13 protein-coding genes are annotated in these 14,131 nt (G+C 69.2%); 6 read left to right on the top strand and 7 right to left on the bottom strand.

Going from position 1 to position 14,131, the window contains the following annotated elements; genetic code table 11:
• Together LYSCAS_RS09250 and LYSCAS_RS09245 are read left to right on the top strand one after the other, a co-directional pair.
• The gene (locus LYSCAS_RS09250) at positions 1-915 is read left to right on the top strand and encodes a peptidoglycan DD-metalloendopeptidase family protein (RefSeq protein ID WP_244858495.1); all 915 of its coding nucleotides are present in this window, start codon (positions 1-3) and stop codon (positions 913-915) included.
• Positions 916-978: 63 nt separating this feature from the next.
• The gene (locus tag LYSCAS_RS09245; RefSeq protein WP_213433723.1) at positions 979-2,583 is read left to right on the top strand and encodes a peptide chain release factor 3; all 1,605 of its coding nucleotides are present in this window, start codon (positions 979-981) and stop codon (positions 2,581-2,583) included.
• Here the strand turns inward: LYSCAS_RS09245 and LYSCAS_RS09240 are convergent.
• Together LYSCAS_RS09240 and LYSCAS_RS09235 are read right to left on the bottom strand one after the other, a co-directional pair.
• Positions 2,580-3,182: an aspartyl/asparaginyl beta-hydroxylase domain-containing protein gene (locus LYSCAS_RS09240; RefSeq protein WP_213433722.1), complete on the bottom strand. Its 603-nt coding sequence runs from the start codon at positions 3,180-3,182 to the stop codon at positions 2,580-2,582. The two genes, LYSCAS_RS09245 and LYSCAS_RS09240, sit on opposite strands and share 4 nt — an antisense overlap.
• Positions 3,172-3,795, bottom strand: coding sequence for a sulfotransferase family 2 domain-containing protein (locus tag LYSCAS_RS09235; protein ID WP_213433720.1), 624 nt, complete (start codon positions 3,793-3,795; stop codon positions 3,172-3,174). The genes LYSCAS_RS09240 and LYSCAS_RS09235 overlap by 11 nt, the downstream gene beginning before the upstream one ends.
• A gap of 73 nt (positions 3,796-3,868) precedes the next feature.
• Here LYSCAS_RS09235 and trhA point away from each other — a divergent pair, with 73 nt between their 5' ends.
• Both trhA and LYSCAS_RS09225 read left to right on the top strand, forming a co-directional pair.
• Entirely contained in the window at positions 3,869-4,534 is a 666-nt protein-coding gene (trhA, locus tag LYSCAS_RS09230; protein WP_213433718.1) for a PAQR family membrane homeostasis protein TrhA, read from the top strand.
• A gap of 75 nt (positions 4,535-4,609) precedes the next feature.
• A complete protein-coding gene (locus tag LYSCAS_RS09225; protein WP_213433716.1) occupies positions 4,610-6,619 on the top strand; it encodes an AsmA family protein in 2,010 nt (669 codons plus the stop codon).
• A 30-nt stretch (positions 6,620-6,649) separates the two neighbouring features.
• Here the strand turns inward: LYSCAS_RS09225 and LYSCAS_RS09220 are convergent, their stop codons facing one another.
• The 3 genes from LYSCAS_RS09220 to mtgA are packed head-to-tail and all read right to left on the bottom strand — an operon-like array spanning position 6,650 to position 8,811.
• The gene (locus tag LYSCAS_RS09220; protein WP_213433714.1) at positions 6,650-7,078 is read right to left on the bottom strand and encodes a CBS domain-containing protein; all 429 of its coding nucleotides are present in this window, start codon (positions 7,076-7,078) and stop codon (positions 6,650-6,652) included.
• Complete coding sequence (locus LYSCAS_RS09215) at positions 7,038-8,093, bottom strand: glycosyltransferase family 2 protein (protein ID WP_213433712.1); 1,056 nt, start codon at positions 8,091-8,093, stop codon at positions 7,038-7,040. The genes LYSCAS_RS09220 and LYSCAS_RS09215 overlap by 41 nt, the downstream gene beginning before the upstream one ends.
• Positions 8,094-8,103: 10 nt before the next feature.
• Positions 8,104-8,811 carry a monofunctional biosynthetic peptidoglycan transglycosylase gene (gene mtgA, locus LYSCAS_RS09210; protein WP_244858741.1) on the bottom strand — a complete coding sequence of 236 codons (708 nt, stop codon included), beginning with the start codon at positions 8,809-8,811 and terminating at the stop codon, positions 8,104-8,106.
• A 172-nt stretch (positions 8,812-8,983) separates the two neighbouring features.
• Here mtgA and hslO point away from each other — a divergent pair, with 172 nt between their 5' ends.
• Together hslO and LYSCAS_RS09200 are read left to right on the top strand one after the other, a co-directional pair.
• The gene (gene hslO, locus LYSCAS_RS09205; protein ID WP_213437746.1) at positions 8,984-9,907 is read left to right on the top strand and encodes an Hsp33 family molecular chaperone HslO; all 924 of its coding nucleotides are present in this window, start codon (positions 8,984-8,986) and stop codon (positions 9,905-9,907) included.
• Between the two features lie 131 nt (positions 9,908-10,038).
• The gene (locus tag LYSCAS_RS09200) at positions 10,039-10,887 is read left to right on the top strand and encodes an XOO1806 family protein (protein ID WP_213433708.1); all 849 of its coding nucleotides are present in this window, start codon (positions 10,039-10,041) and stop codon (positions 10,885-10,887) included.
• A 21-nt stretch (positions 10,888-10,908) separates the two neighbouring features.
• Here the strand turns inward: LYSCAS_RS09200 and LYSCAS_RS09195 are convergent, their stop codons facing one another.
• Together LYSCAS_RS09195 and LYSCAS_RS09190 are read right to left on the bottom strand one after the other, a co-directional pair.
• Positions 10,909-12,468 carry a tetratricopeptide repeat-containing sulfotransferase family protein gene (locus LYSCAS_RS09195; protein ID WP_213433706.1) on the bottom strand — a complete coding sequence of 520 codons (1,560 nt, stop codon included), beginning with the start codon at positions 12,466-12,468 and terminating at the stop codon, positions 10,909-10,911.
• Complete coding sequence (locus tag LYSCAS_RS09190) at positions 12,465-14,027, bottom strand: tetratricopeptide repeat-containing sulfotransferase family protein (protein ID WP_213433704.1); 1,563 nt, start codon at positions 14,025-14,027, stop codon at positions 12,465-12,467. Before LYSCAS_RS09190 ends, LYSCAS_RS09195 begins: the two co-directional genes overlap by 4 nt.
• Positions 14,028-14,131: the final 104 nt, after the last annotated feature.

Raw genomic sequence — 14,131 nt, 5'->3', positions numbered from 1 at the left:
ATGCGCGCGTGGCCGCTCGCGCTGGCCGTGGCGCTCGCGATGTTCGCGGGCCCGCTGGCGCGCGACGCCGGCGCGGCCAACAAGGTGTATCGCTGGGTCGACAAGAACGGCATCGTGCATTACGGCGATCGCCCGCCCGCGGAACCGCAGGCGGCCGGCCGGCAAGTCCGCATCATTCCCGTGCGCGCCGAACCCGGTGCGATGGCGCGCCTGCGCGTGGAGAACGAAGGCGGCCATTACCTCGCTTTCGCCGACAACCTGCTCGATGGCCCCGTCGAGGTGATGCTGTCCTTCGACAAGGCGACCAACATCCGCGGCGAACCCGAACTGCCCGCGCGCGCCACGGTGCCCGCGCACGGCAGCGCGCTGGTGTCGCGGTTGCAGATCGTCGGCAGCGGCGCGTCGGAATTCGTGGTGGGCCTGCAGGCCATCCCCGGCGATCCGAACGCGAAGCCGCGCGATGTCGAGTACGCCCTGCCGCTGCCGCGCGCGGCGATGCGCATCGACCAGGGCTTCGGCGGCACGTTCAGCCACACCGATCCGCAGAACCGCTACGCCATCGACTTCGGCGTGAAGCAGGGCACCACGATCACCGCCGCGCGCGGCGGCGTGGTGATGCAGGTGGAATCGGACTTCGACAAGGCCGGCCTGGACCTGGAGAAATACGGCGGCCGCGCCAACTACGTCCGCATCCTCCACGACGACGGCACGATGGGCCTGTATGCGCACCTCAAGCCCGAGGGCGTCTACGTGCGCGTGGGCCAGCGCGTGAAGGCGGGCCAGCGCATCGGGCTGTCCGGCAACACCGGCTTCACCACCGGCCCGCACCTGCACTTCGCCGTGCAGGTGAACCGGGGCATGCAGCTGATCGCGATCCCCTTCCGCATGGATGGCGTGTCGACCGGCGCGCACTGACGCGAACGCTATAATCCGCGCCCTTCCCCGCTGTGCCCTGCGCGCGCCCCGCGCCCCCCGACCATGTCCGATGTCTCCATCGAAGCCGCGCGCCGGCGCACCTTCGCCATCGTCTCGCACCCCGACGCCGGCAAGACCACGCTGACCGAAAAGCTGCTCCTGTTCGGGGGCGCGATCCAGATGGCCGGCTCCGTGAAGGGCCGCAAGGCCGCGCGCCACGCCACGTCCGACTGGATGGCGCTGGAAAAGGAACGCGGCATCTCGGTGACCTCCTCGGTGATGCAGTTCCCGTACGAGGACTGCATCGTCAACCTGCTCGACACGCCGGGCCACGCCGACTTCGGCGAGGACACCTATCGCGTGCTCACCGCGGTGGACTCGGCGCTGATGGTCATCGACGTCGCCAAGGGCGTCGAGGAACGCACGATCAAGCTGATGGAAGTCTGCCGCCTGCGCGACACGCCCATCATGACCTTCATCAACAAGCTCGATCGCGAAGGCAAGCCGCCGATCGACCTGCTGGACGAAGTGGAATCGGTGCTCGGCATCCAGTGCGCGCCGGTAACCTGGCCGATCGGCATGGGGCAGCGCCTGAAGGGCGTCGTGCACCTGGTGAGCGGCGAGGTGCACCTGTACGAACCGGGCCGCAACTTCACGCGCCAGGATTCCACCATCTTCGCCTCGCTCGACGATCCGCAGGTGGAAGCGCGCATCGGCGCGGCGATGCTGGCCGAGCTGCGCGACGAACTCGAACTCGTGCAGGGCGCCTCGCATCCCTTCGACCAGGCCGCGTACCTGGCGGGAAAGCAGACGCCGGTGTTCTTCGGCTCGGCGGTCAACAACTTCGGCGTGCAGTTGCTGCTCGACTTCTTCGTCGAACACGCACCGGAACCCAAGCCCCGCGCGACCACCACGCGCGAAGTCGGCCCGTACGAGCCGCACCTGTCGGGCTTCGTGTTCAAGATCCAGGCGAACATGGATCCGCAGCACCGCGACCGCGTCGCGTTCATGCGCATCTGCTCGGGCAAGTTCACCGCCGGCATGAAGGCGATGCAGTCGCGCACCGGCAAGGAAGTGAAGCTGGCCAACGCGCTGACGTTCATGGCGAGCGATCGCGAGATCGTCGAGACCGCGTACCCGGGCGATGTCATCGGCATCCACAACCACGGCACGATCTCGATCGGCGACAGCTTCAGCGAAGGCGAGATGCTGTCGTTCACCGGCATCCCGAACTTCGCGCCGGAACTGTTCCGACGCGCGCGCCTGCGCGATCCGCTGAAGCTCAAGCAGCTGCAGAAGGGCCTGGCGCAGTTGTCGGAGGAAGGCGCGACGCAGTTCTTCCGGCCGTTGATGTCGAACGACCTGATCCTCGGCGCGGTGGGCACGCTGCAGTTCGACGTGGTCGCGTACCGGCTGAAGGACGAATACAGCGTGGACGCGTCGTTCGAACAGGTGCAGGTGGCCACGGCGCGCTGGATCCGCTGCGACGATGCGAAGAAGCTCGAGGAATTCCGCGAGAAGAACGCGATGCACCTGGCACTGGATGCGGCCGGGCAGCTGGTCTACCTGGCGCCGACGCGCGTCAACCTGCAGCTGGCGCAGGAACGTGCGCCGGCGGTGACCTTCCTCGCCACGCGCGAACACGCGCACGCGGTGGCGATCGACTAAGCGATGGGCGGCGGCGCCGGCTGGTCTTCGTCGAAGTATTCGAAGATCAGGTGGATGCGATCGGTCGTGCCGTCGTTGCGCACGGCGTGGCGGCCGAGGTTGTTGACCTCCACCGCGCGGCCTTCTGGGAAGTGGTACACGCGCTCGCCGATGAGGAACCCGACCTGCGGGTTGGTGAGCAGCGGCACGTGGATCTTGTGCGGCCAGCTCGCGGCGGGATTGGCGTCGACGTGCGGATGGATGATGCCGCCCGGCGCCATGCGCGCCAGCATCACGCGCGGGAACGTGGCGCGCGCATAGCCATAGGGCTTGGTCGCTGCGTCCATCACCGGCTGCAGCAGCGCGCGCCAGTCGGCCCACAGCGGCCGGTCGTGCGAGCCGCGCCAGTCGCGCACGCTGTCGACGAAGCGGAACACGATGTGGCGCGTGCGGTCGAGCGCTTCGAACTTGTTGGGCTTGCTCGCGTTTTCCGCATCCCACAAGGCATCCGGGATGGCGAGCACGGCGTCGCGCAACGCGGTGATGTCGACGGTGCCGAGGTCGCGCACCGACAGCGTCTTGCGCGGATTGCCGGGCACCATGCGCGCGTCAGAAGGCATAGCCGAACAACTCCAGGTCGCGGCGATACAGCGCGGCGACGCCATCGATGAGCGCGCGGTCGTAGTACTGGCGGTAGTCGCCGCGGCGCGAGCTGTTCACCTGTTCGAGCGTGCGCGACGGGATGCCGATGCGGTCGCAGATGGTGTCGTAGGACGCCTGCATGTCTTCCACGCGGCCGACGTAATCGGTGAGCAGCGCGCCGGCATCGTCGACCAGCACGGTGTGCTGCGGCTGGAACAGCACGTGTTCGAGCGGCCGCAGGTCGAACAGCACCTGGCGCATCACCGCCTGCGGTTCGCGCGCGAAGCGATCGTCGTTGCGCGTCATGAAGGCGCAGTACGAGACGAAGCGGTCGAACGGATTGCGCACGAACGCGAACTTGAAATACCGCGCGAAGGCCTCGTCGCCGAGGTAGGGCCGCACCTGGCGCAGGCTGATGTGCCCGTGGCGCAATGCGGCCAGGTCCGACCACGGGAAGCGCTTGTCGACGAACAGGCCGACCTGCTCGATGTCGTCGGGCCCGGTGTGTTCGCGCAGGGCCTGGCGGACCGAGTGGGTGCCGGTCTTCGGCACGGCGGCGAAGATGAAACGGTGCTGGTGGGAAATGATCATGCGGGGGCAAGTCTAGCGAGCCCGGGCGGCGCCAGGAGCAAAAGCTCCAGCCCCGCGGGCGCAGGCTCGGCGCATGGACCGCCCCTCGACCGACGCGCCCCTGTCCCCGCTCGCCTTGCGGGAGGAATTCGCCAGCGCGGTGACCCATGGGTTCGGGGCGCTCGCGGCGCTGGCCGGCGGCATCGTGATGGTCACGCTGGCCGCGCTGCACGGCGATGGCTGGCAGCTCGCGTCGGCGATCGTGTTCTCGCTGTCGATGCTGCTGCTGTACGTGGCCTCCACGCTGTACCACGCGATGGCCTCGCCACGCGCCAAGTCCGCGCTGAAGGTGTTCGACCATTGCGCGATCTACCTGCTGATCGCCGGCACGTACACGCCCTTCACGCTCGTGGGCCTGCGCGGCGACGTGGGCCGCAACCTCTTCATCGCGATCTGGTCGCTGGCCGCGGCGGGCATCGTGTTCAAGTTCTTCTTCACCGGGCGCTTCCGGTTGCTGTCCACCGCCGTGTACGTCGCGATGGGCTGGCTCGTGCTGCTGGCCATCCGCCCGGTGATGGCGGCGCTGGATGGCTGGACCTTCGGCTGGCTGATCGCCGGCGGCGTGGCCTACACGCTGGGCACGGTGTTCTACCACCGGCCGTCGATGCGCTATTCGCACGCGGTGTGGCACCTGTTCGTCGTGGCCGGCACCGTGTGCCACTACATCGCGGTGCTCGCGCAGGTGTGGCCGCGGGACTGAACGCGGCGCAACGCATTCACCGGGCTTCGACCGCGCCCTGCGGATGGTGGGGTTCCCCCGGAGAACCGCGCACGGATGGCCACCCCCAAGTCCGATCCCGACGCGCCCCGCCCCCTCGCGCGCGGCGGCCCGCTCGCCCCGCTCGCGCGGCATCCGTTCCTCACGGTGCTCGGCGTGCTGGCGGTGGGCATCGCGTTGCTGCTCGCGTTCTGGGACTGGAACTGGTTCAAGCCGCTGGTCGAACGCCAGGTGGAAGCGCGCACGGGGCGCAAGTTCCACATCATCGGCAACCTCGATGTCGATCGCTTCGGATGGACGCCGCTGGTGCAGGTCGGCGCCTTCACGTTCGGCAATGCCAGTTGGTCGAAGGAGCCGACGATGGTGTCGGCCGATTGCCTGCAGTTCGCGATCGAACTGAAGCCGCTGCTCTTCCATCGCGAATATCGCCTGCCCGAGATCCGCCTGCGCAAGCCGCGCATGCGCCTGGAATACGGCCCCGGCCACACGGGCAACTGGGTGTTCGGCGAAGCGTCGACGGACACGACGCAATACGGCGCACTGTGGATCGACGATGGACGCCTGCGCTTCCTCGATGCGTCGCGCAACACGGACATCGATGTCGCCGTGCACAGCGACCTGCGCGATCCGTCGTCGAAGGCGCCGCCGGTGCTGGCCGATGGTGGCGGGCGTTGGGAAGGCCGCAAGTTCAAGCTCGACGGGCGCGCGGAAACGCCGCTCGCCTTGCGCGAAACCACGCACCCGTATCGCATCGACGTGCACGTCACCGCCGGCACGACGCGGGCGCATGCGCGCGGCACGTTGCTCGACCCGTTCCGCCTGCGCGGCTTCAACCTCAAGCTCGCGCTGGCCGGGCAGAACCTCGCCGACCTGTATCCGCTGCTCGGCATCGCCGCGCCGGATTCACCGCCGTATTCGTTCGATGGCCGCTTCACGCGCGAACAGACGCCCACCAGCCGCACGGGCACGAAGGACACCGGCAACATCTGGCACTACGACGATTTCACCGGGAAGCTCGGCGACAGCGACCTCGGCGGCGACGCGAGTTTCGAAACCGGCCGCAAGCGTCCGATCCTCAAGGCGACGCTCGTCTCCAAGCGCCTGGACTTCGATGACCTCGCGGGCTTCGTCGGCAAGCCGCCCGCCGCGGGCGCGGGCGAAACCGCGACGGCGGAACAAGCGGCGAAGGCGGCGCAGGAACGCGCGAAGACGCGCGTGCTGCCCGACAAGCCCTACGAACTCGACAAACTCCGCGCGATGGATGCGGACGTGCGCTGGAAGGCGCATCGCATCAACGCACCGAAGCTGCCGCTCGACGACATGGATGCGCACCTGTTGATCGATGCGGGCCTGCTGCGCCTGGATCCGCTGAACTTCGGCGTGGCCGGCGGCGACATCCGTTCGACGATCCGCATGGATGCGCGCGAATCGCCGATCCACACGCGCGCCGACATGCAGGTGCGCGGCCTCAGCCTGCCGCAGTTGCTGCCGGAATCGGACGTGATGCGCGAAGCGGTCGGCCGCGTCGGCGGCGACATCCACATCACCGGCACGGGCAACTCGATCGCGAAGATGCTCGGTTCGGCGAACGGCACCGCGCAACTCGGCATGGGCCACGGCCAGATCAGCAACCTGCTGATGGAATACGCGGGCATCGATATCGCCGAAGCGTTGAAGTTCCTCGTCGAAGGCGACCGGCGCATCCCGATCCGCTGCGCGTTCGCGGACTTCGAGGTCAGGAACGGCGTGATGACGACGCAGTCGCTGGCCTTCGACACGACCGACACGCTCATCGTCGGCGAGGGCAGCGTCAACCTGCGCGACGAAACGCTCGACCTGCACCTGCGGCCGCGGCCGAAGGATCGCAGCCTGTTCGCGTTCCGCTCGCCGCTGCTCGTGGGCGGCACCTTCAAGGATCCCTCGTTCCGTCCGGACCTCAAGCGCGTGGGACTGCGTGGCGCGATCGCATTGTCGCTGGCCACGATCACGCCGCCGGCGGCGCTGCTGGCAACGATCGAACTCGGGCCGGGCAAGGACGTGCAGTGCGGCGGGAAGTACGCGAAGTAGGTCGCGCCCGCCAAGCCCGCGCTTCGGACGTCAGCTCGCGATGTAGCGCTGCAACTGGTCGATCTCGACCTGCTGGTCTTCGATCACGGCTTTCACCAGGTCGCCGATCGACACCACGCCCAGCACCGCATCGCCGTCGACGACGGGCAAGTGGCGGATGCGCTTGTCGGTGACCAGTTGCATGCAATGCGCGGTGGTGTCGGACAGGCCCACGCGCACGACGTCGGACGACATGATGTCGCGCACCGGCGTATCGGACGACGCGCGGCCCTGCAGCACGACCTTCCGCGCGTAATCGCGCTCGGAGACGATGCCGACGAGGCGGCCGCCCTGGATCACCAGCAGTGCGCCGATGCGTTTTTCCGCCATCAGCTTGATCGCTTCGAGGACCGGCTGGTCGGGCCCGATGGCGTAGACCTCAGGCGTTTTCGATTCGAGCAGGTGGCGGACCGTGCGCATCGTCGTGTCCCTCCGTCGGCGGCTGGGCCGAGGATACTCCCGCGGCCGGCCGCCAGGCGTCGACGAGGTAGAGCGGGCGCTGCTTGGCCTCTTCGTACAACCGGCCGAGGTATTCGCCCAGCGTCCCCAGCGCGATCAGCTGCATGCCGCCGAGGAACAGGATCACCGCCATCATCGTGGGCCAGCCCGCGACCGGGTCGCCCCAGAGCATCGCCTTCACGACGATCCAGGCGCCGTAGAGGAAGGCCAGCAACGCGGTGGCCAGGCCCACGTACGTGGCCACGCGCAGGGGCGCGGTGGAGAAGCCGGTGATGCCCTCGATCGCGAGGTTCCACAGCTTCCAGAAATTGAACTTGCTGCCGCCGGCGGCGCGCGCCTGGCGCTGGTAGGGAATCGAGGCCTGGCGGAACCCGACCCAGCCGAACAGGCCTTTCATGAAACGGTTGCGTTCGCGCAGTTGCCGCAGCGCGGACAGCGCGCGCGGCGACAGGAGGCGGAAGTCGCCGGTGTCGGCCGGGATGGGCGTGCGCGAGAGGCGGCCGATCACGCGATAGAACATGTGGGCGGTGGCGCGCTTGGCGAGGCTTTCGCCTTCGCGCGCCATGCGCGTGCCGTGGACGTCGTCGAAGCCTTCGCGCCACTTGGCGACGAACTGCGGGATGAGTTCCGGCGGATCCTGGCCGTCGGCATCCAGGATCATCGCCGCGCCCGATTCGATGTGGTCCAGGCCCGCGGTGAGCGCGGCTTCCTTGCCGAAGTTGCGCGACAGCCGCAGCAATGCGATGCGCGGATCCTGCGCGGCGAGGCGTTGCAGCACCTGCCACGTCGCGTCGCGGCTGCCGTCGTCGATGTAGAGCACGCGCCCGACGATGCCGGCGTCGTGCGCAAGCGCGTCGAGCACCGCGGCGATGCGCGGCTGCAGCAGCGGCAGGGCGTCGGCTTCGTCGAAGGCGGCGACCACGACGGTCAATCGCGGATCGCGGCGGGCGTCGTCCGTGGGGAGATGGGCATCCATGCCGGCAATGTTAGTCCAGCGTGCGCACCCACGCGCCGCCGCCGAGCTGGCGCATCTGGCGCTGGATGGCGTTGCTGCGGCGCTGGATGTAGGGCCCCGGGCGGCCGGCGTCGTAGCGGCGCGGGTTGGGCAGCACCGCGGCCAGGCGCGAGGCCTCCGCGGGCGACAGGCGCGCAGCGTCCTTGTTGAAGAAGCGCACGGCCGCGGCCTGCGCGCCGTAGGTGCCGTCGCCGAACTCGGCGATGTTCGCGTACACCTCCAGGATGCGGCGCTTGGGCCACAGCGCTTCGATCAGCACCGTGTACCAGGCCTCCAGGCCCTTGCGCACGTAACTGCGGCCGCTCCAGAGGAACAGGTTCTTGGCGGTCTGCTGCGAAATGGTGCTCGCCCCGCGCAATCGCTTGACGGGCGTGCCGCGCTGTTCGGCGCGCTCGGCCATCTTCTGGTTGTGCGCGCGCGCTTTTTCGATCGCCAGGAAATCGAAGCCATGGTGGCTCGCGAAGTTCTGGTCTTCCGCCGCCACCAGCGCGACGGGGATCGAGGGCGACATGTCCTCGAGGTCCTCCCAGCGATGACCCATGCGATAGCCGAAGTCGCCCTGCCCGATCGCTTCGAACTGCCGCGCGACCATGAAGGCGCTGAAGGGCGGGTCGATGAAGCGCAGCAGCAGCACCTGCAGGGTCGTCAGTACCACGAAGCACACCGGCAGCAGGAGCATCCAGCGCAGGAGGCGCCGCTTGCGCGTGCGCGCTTGCTTCGGCGGGCGGGCGTCCCCATTTCGCACGGCGTTGTCCTTCTTCCGATGTTTTCCCGCGGCGCGGGCGGCGCGCATTATCCACTGGCGCGCCCACGCATCCGCATTTCACGACGGGTCTTCCATGATCGAATCCATGACGCACGCTCCCGCCCAGGCCGACGCCCGCGTTGGCCGCGACGACCACCTCACGCGCTTCCTCCTGCCCGAGGCGGGCGTCCGCGGCGTGCTGGTGCACCTGGACGAGACGTGGAAGCAGATCCGTTCGCGGGCGGACTACCCGGAGTCCATCGCGCGCCTGCTGGGCGAGGCGAGCGCGGCCTCGGCGCTGTTCACCGGCCACGCGAAGGTCGAAGGACGCCTGTCGGTGCAGCTGCGCGGCACGGGCACGCTGCGCACCCTGTTCGCCGAATGCACCGCGGCCGGCACGCTGCGCGGGATCGCGCAGCTGCAGGAAGACGCCCCGCCGCCGCAGGGCCTGGCCGACCTGGGACCGGAGCCGATCCTGGCCATCACGATCGAGAACCCCTCCCCCCACGGGCGCGACCCCCAGCGCTACCAGGGGCTGGTCCCTCTGGTGGGGGACGACCTGGCCTCCGCGTTCGAGCACTACTTCGTCCAGTCCGAGCAGTTGCCCACCCGCCTCCTGCTGGCGGCCAACGGCGAGCGGACGGCCGGCCTGATGCTGCAGAAGCTTCCGGGCGACGAGGGCGACGCGGACGGCTGGACGCGCGCCTCGGCCCTGTTCGACACCCTCGGGCAGGACGAGCTGCTGGCGGTGCCCGGGCCGGTCCTGCTGCACCGCCTGTTCCACGAGGAGGCGCCGGAGGTGCTGGCCGGGAAGGACCTCGCCTTCGGGTGCTCGTGCTCCCGCGGCCGGGTGGAGGCGATGCTCCAGTCCCTCGGCCGGGAAGAAGCCGAAGCGGCCGTGGCCGACGGGCACGCCCACGTGCGTTGCGAGTTCTGTGGGCAGGGGTATTCGTTCTCGGGGCAGGACATCGCGGGGCTGTTCGAACCCGCGGCCTCCGAGCCGATGCCGGCCCCCGACCGGCTGCAATAACGGGACCCGGATCGCGGGTCCCGGGATGTTTTTTCACCGTGGGGCGATTGTTAAAGAAACATAAACGGAATAGGATTCCCACCAAGACCGAAAAAGGAACTTCGCCCGGGGTACCGGGTCAGACACGCGCCATGCGACAGCCGTCCCGCCTCCGCCTTTTCACTGCATTCCTCGCCCTCGCGATGTCGGCGGGCGTGCATGCGCAGGCGAAGAAAGACGACACCATGCAGCTGCCGATCTGGAACCAGGCAAGCGGCAAGGTCGAAGCGGTGCTGTTGCTCGAACCCGCGGACGCTTCGGTCGGCGTGCGCCGCCGCTTCAGCGAAGGCGCGCTCGATGCCGCGTTCGGTCTCGGTGCCGGCGATTCGCTCGGCCTGCTGTGCGATCGCAAGTCGGGTGTGTCGAGTGCGATCGGCAACCTCGCCAATCATTGCCTGCTCGCATCGATGGGCGATGACGCCGCGTCGTCGGACAACCACCGCATCAACGCCACCACCGGCTTCAGCCGCAATGGCGGCCGCGTCGGCCTGACGGTCGGTGCTTCGCAGGAAACGCTGCCGGCCTGGCTCAGCCCCGCGCGCGGCAGGGTCGAACAACACGACGTCACCGTCTCCGGCGAAAAGACCATCGGTCGCGAAGGCTTCGTCACCATCGGCGGCACCGTCGCCAAGGCACGCATCGTGTCCGCGGCCGACGTGCCGGAACTCGCCGATCGCTGGAACACGCACAGCGTCACGCTCGGCGGCGGCTACGGCCACTTCAGCGGCAACATCATCGGTCGCGTCATCGACGTGCCGGGTGCACCGGGCGGCCAGTGGCAGGGCCTCGGCCTCGGCTTCACCTGGCGCACGCCGTGGAGCGGACAGCTCACGGTCGGCGCGGACAACGTGGTCACGCGCGGCAAGAATCCGTTCGCGGCGCCGGCGACGTCCGACGAGCAAGGCACCATCCCGTACGTCCGGTACGAGCAGGACCTCTAAGCGTCCCTGCACCGCGCCGCGTCATCCGACGGCGAGCGCTTCCCGCAACGGTCCCAGCCACTGCGCATACGGCGCCCATTTCGGCACCTCGCGCGCTTCGACTTTCTGTCGCACCTGCACCGCGCTCGCGGTGGCCACGCCGCGCTTGCGCTGGCCGAGCGCCAGCATCCCCGGATCGAACTCCAGTCCGCAGAACGCCGTCACTTCGCGCAGCACCGCATCGGGCTCGCGCGTCAGGCGCGCGTAGTCGACGTCGCAGATCCGGCCGGGATGCGCGGCGTGCCAATGCGCCATGAGGCGCCGGTACTGGTGGTGGAAGTCCGCGAGCTCGCGCTGGTCGTACGAATACGGGTTGGCGTCGGAGAACAATTCGCGCAGGTTCGAAAAACACGTCTCCATCGGGTCCCGCACCATGTGCAGGATGCGCGCGTGCGGCAACGCGCGGCAGATGAAGCCGATGTTGAGGAAGTTGGACGGCAGCTTGTCGGTGAAGCAGCGCTCCGTGCCCAACCGCCATTCCATCTCGCGCAGGTAGCCGGCGCCGACGCTTTCGAACGCCGTGCCCGGCGCGCGCTCGACGATCGTGCGATCGATGACGCCGCGGCAATGGTGGTCGGTGGCGTAGCGCATCTGGCTGGTGAAGTCGTACAGCTCGCCGACGCCGCGTACCTCCGGATGGCCGTCCAGCAGATGCTCGAGCAGCGTGGTGCCCGAGCGATGCATGCCGACGATGAAGATCGGCGTGCGGCCTTGCGCCTGCACATCGAGCGGCCACGGCGAGGCCGGCATGGCGATGAGCGCATCGACGAGGTCGCGCGAGTCCTGCGCGCGATAGTCGAGCGTGGCGCGCTTGGCCTTGCACATCTGTTCGAGCGCGGCCCAGGCGCCGGCGTGGTCGCCGAGGTCGTCGAGCGTCTTGTGCAGCGCTTCGGCGAGCGTGGCGATCTCCGCCGGCTTGCGCGCGGGATGCCGCAGCTCGCGGCGGATCGGATCGACGCAGTTGTCGTCCGGCGTCTGCTTGCGCAGGCGCGAGAGCAGCCACCACCCCTGCGGGATTTCCGGCGCGCGCTGCGTTCCGCGCAATGCGTCGGCCTGCGCTTCGTCGAACCGGCCCAGGTACATCAGCACCTGCGATCGCGCGAGCAGCGTGGGCGGGAAGTCGGGATCGCCGCGCTTCGCTTCGTCCAGTAGCGCAAGCGCGCGCTCCTGTTCGTTGAGGTAGCTGTACTGCGCCGCGCACGCGAGCAGCAGCGGGATCGGCACGCGGTCCGCGGGGCCGAGGCGCTGCACGCAGGCATGCAGGGCCTGGGCCGCATTGAAGGTGCGCAGGCGCGCGACCAGTTCGCGCACGATCGCAGGATCACGCGGCCCGGCGTCGTTCGCACGCAGCGCGTACGCGCGCGCGGCGCGATAGTGGCCGGCGAGCGATTCGACGTACGACAGTTGCACGAGCACGCGCGCATCGTTGGGCGCACGCGCGAGCAACGCTTCGAAGTGCGCGATCGCCTGCGGCCATTCGCGCCGGCTGGCGTGCAGTTCCGCCTGCCGCCAGAGCGGATCGGCCTGGAGGTTCGCGCTCATGCCCTGCCCTCGCCCAGCGCATCGGCCAGCGGGGCCAGCTGGCGTTCGTAGCGTCGCCACGCGCCGATGCCGCGCGCGTGGATCGGCTCGCGCACCTGCGAACTGCTGGCGGTCGAGGACGTCGTGGTGTTGCGCGTGATGTCGGCGACGCCGTCTTCCGCATCCAGTCCGCAGAAGCGCAGCACCGCGGCGCTCGTCGCGTCCGGCTCCGCCACCAGCGCTTCGTACGGCACCGCCAGGAAGCGGCCCGGCAACGTGCGCTCCCAGTGCGCGACGAGCGCGCGGAACCGCAGCGCATGGGCCGCCAGTTCGCGCAGGTCGTAGCTGTAGCCGTAGGTGTCGCCGGAGAACAGTTCCTTTAGGTTGGAGAAGCACGCGTCCATCGGATCGCGCACCAGGCACACGATGCGCGCCTGCGGCAACGCCCGTGCGATCCAAGCGGCGTTGAAGACGTTCAGCGGGTTCTTGTCGACCAGGTGCGTGCGTTCGCCGTAGAGGCGTTGCGTGCGACGCAGGTACTCGGCGCCGGCGACGTCGAAGTCGATCGTGCGCAACGCCTCAACGTCTTCGCGCGTTTGCGGCGTGGCGACGAAGCGGTCCGCGGCGACGGACAACGCATGCTGGAACGCATTGAGTTCGCCCGCGCTCGCCACGTGGCTGTGGTTGCCGAGGATGCGTTCGAGCACCGTGGTGCCGGTGCGCGGCATGCCGACGATGAAGATCGGCGTGCGCGTGGCGGCTTCCGATGCCGGCGCAGGCACCGCCTCGAGGGTCTGCAGCGCGGCGATGCCGGCGGCATCCCGAGCATCGTCGTACTGCAGCAGGCCACGCATCGCGCGCGCGCCGGCGGTCAATGCCTCCCACGCCGCGTCGGTGTCGCCGGCGTCGTCGAGTTCCTTGAACAGGGCGTACTGGAGGTTGGCCTGCGCGAAGGGCTCGCGTGCGTGCCCGAGCGCCTTGCGCACGCGCGCGACGCGGCTGCCGGGCGGCACGGCCTTCGCGTGGTAGGCCAGCGACCAGTGCGCGTAGGGATCGTCGGGCGACAAGGCGAGCGTGCGCTCGAACTCCGCCGTGGCTTCATCGAGACGGCCGGCATGGCGCAACGCATTGGCGCGCGAGTAATGCAGCAACGGATGCGGCTGCGTGCGCGGCATCGCCGCGGCGAGCAGGCGGAGCGCCGAATCGGCGTCTTCCACCAGCCACAGGTGTTGCGAGAGCACGGCCGATTGCGCGAGCACGGCAGGCTGCGACCAGTCGGCGCCGAGGATGAGGTCACGCACCAGGTCGCGTTCGTCGAACCCGAGCAGGCGCAGCGTGGCGAACGGCAGCAGTTCGAAGCGACGCGTGTCGCGGACCAGTTGGGCGGCGGCGATGGCCTCGTCGCGTGCATCGCGATAGCGGCCTTCGCGTTCGGCGATGTCGGACAGGCGCAGGCGCACCATCGGCTGGCGCGGCGCGATCGCGAGGATCCCGGTGTATTCCGCGCGCGCGGCGGCCAGGTCGCCGCGGGCCTCGTCGGCCTGCGCGCGCTGCCATCGGCGCTCCAGTTCCTGCTGCATCCGCCAGCCCGTGCCGCGAAAGGGGGCGCCAGCATAGCCGAGCGCAGCGGGTTCCAAGCGCGCAAAAAAAGACGGCCGCCCCGAGGGGCGGCCGTCGATCTGTC

It is taken from the genome of Noviluteimonas caseinilytica, assembly GCF_018406605.1.
Taxonomy (GTDB): Bacteria; Pseudomonadota; Gammaproteobacteria; order Xanthomonadales; family Xanthomonadaceae; genus Noviluteimonas; species Noviluteimonas caseinilytica.
Note: the sequence above shows the minus strand (reverse complement) of the source record. Positions and strands in the feature narration are given on the sequence as shown.

What these genes read in the sequence shown, in the direction of transcription:
- LYSCAS_RS09250 (WP_244858495.1), top strand. Translation starts at nt 1, where the DNA reads ATGCGCGCGTGGCCGCTCGCGCTGGCCGTGGCGCTCGCGATGTTCGCG.
- LYSCAS_RS09245 (WP_213433723.1), top strand. Translation starts at nt 979, where the DNA reads ATGTCCGATGTCTCCATCGAAGCCGCGCGCCGGCGCACCTTCGCCATC.
- LYSCAS_RS09240 (WP_213433722.1), bottom strand. Translation starts at nt 3,182, where the DNA reads ATGCCTTCTGACGCGCGCATGGTGCCCGGCAATCCGCGCAAGACGCTG.
- LYSCAS_RS09235 (WP_213433720.1), bottom strand. Translation starts at nt 3,795, where the DNA reads ATGATCATTTCCCACCAGCACCGTTTCATCTTCGCCGCCGTGCCGAAG.
- trhA (WP_213433718.1), top strand. Translation starts at nt 3,869, where the DNA reads ATGGACCGCCCCTCGACCGACGCGCCCCTGTCCCCGCTCGCCTTGCGG.
- LYSCAS_RS09225 (WP_213433716.1), top strand. Translation starts at nt 4,610, where the DNA reads ATGGCCACCCCCAAGTCCGATCCCGACGCGCCCCGCCCCCTCGCGCGC.
- LYSCAS_RS09220 (WP_213433714.1), bottom strand. Translation starts at nt 7,078, where the DNA reads ATGCGCACGGTCCGCCACCTGCTCGAATCGAAAACGCCTGAGGTCTAC.
- LYSCAS_RS09215 (WP_213433712.1), bottom strand. Translation starts at nt 8,093, where the DNA reads ATGGATGCCCATCTCCCCACGGACGACGCCCGCCGCGATCCGCGATTG.
- mtgA (WP_244858741.1), bottom strand. Translation starts at nt 8,811, where the DNA reads ATGCTCCTGCTGCCGGTGTGCTTCGTGGTACTGACGACCCTGCAGGTG.
- hslO (WP_213437746.1), top strand. Translation starts at nt 8,984, where the DNA reads ATGACGCACGCTCCCGCCCAGGCCGACGCCCGCGTTGGCCGCGACGAC.
- LYSCAS_RS09200 (WP_213433708.1), top strand. Translation starts at nt 10,039, where the DNA reads ATGCGACAGCCGTCCCGCCTCCGCCTTTTCACTGCATTCCTCGCCCTC.
- LYSCAS_RS09195 (WP_213433706.1), bottom strand. Translation starts at nt 12,468, where the DNA reads ATGAGCGCGAACCTCCAGGCCGATCCGCTCTGGCGGCAGGCGGAACTG.
- LYSCAS_RS09190 (WP_213433704.1), bottom strand. Translation starts at nt 14,027, where the DNA reads ATGCAGCAGGAACTGGAGCGCCGATGGCAGCGCGCGCAGGCCGACGAG.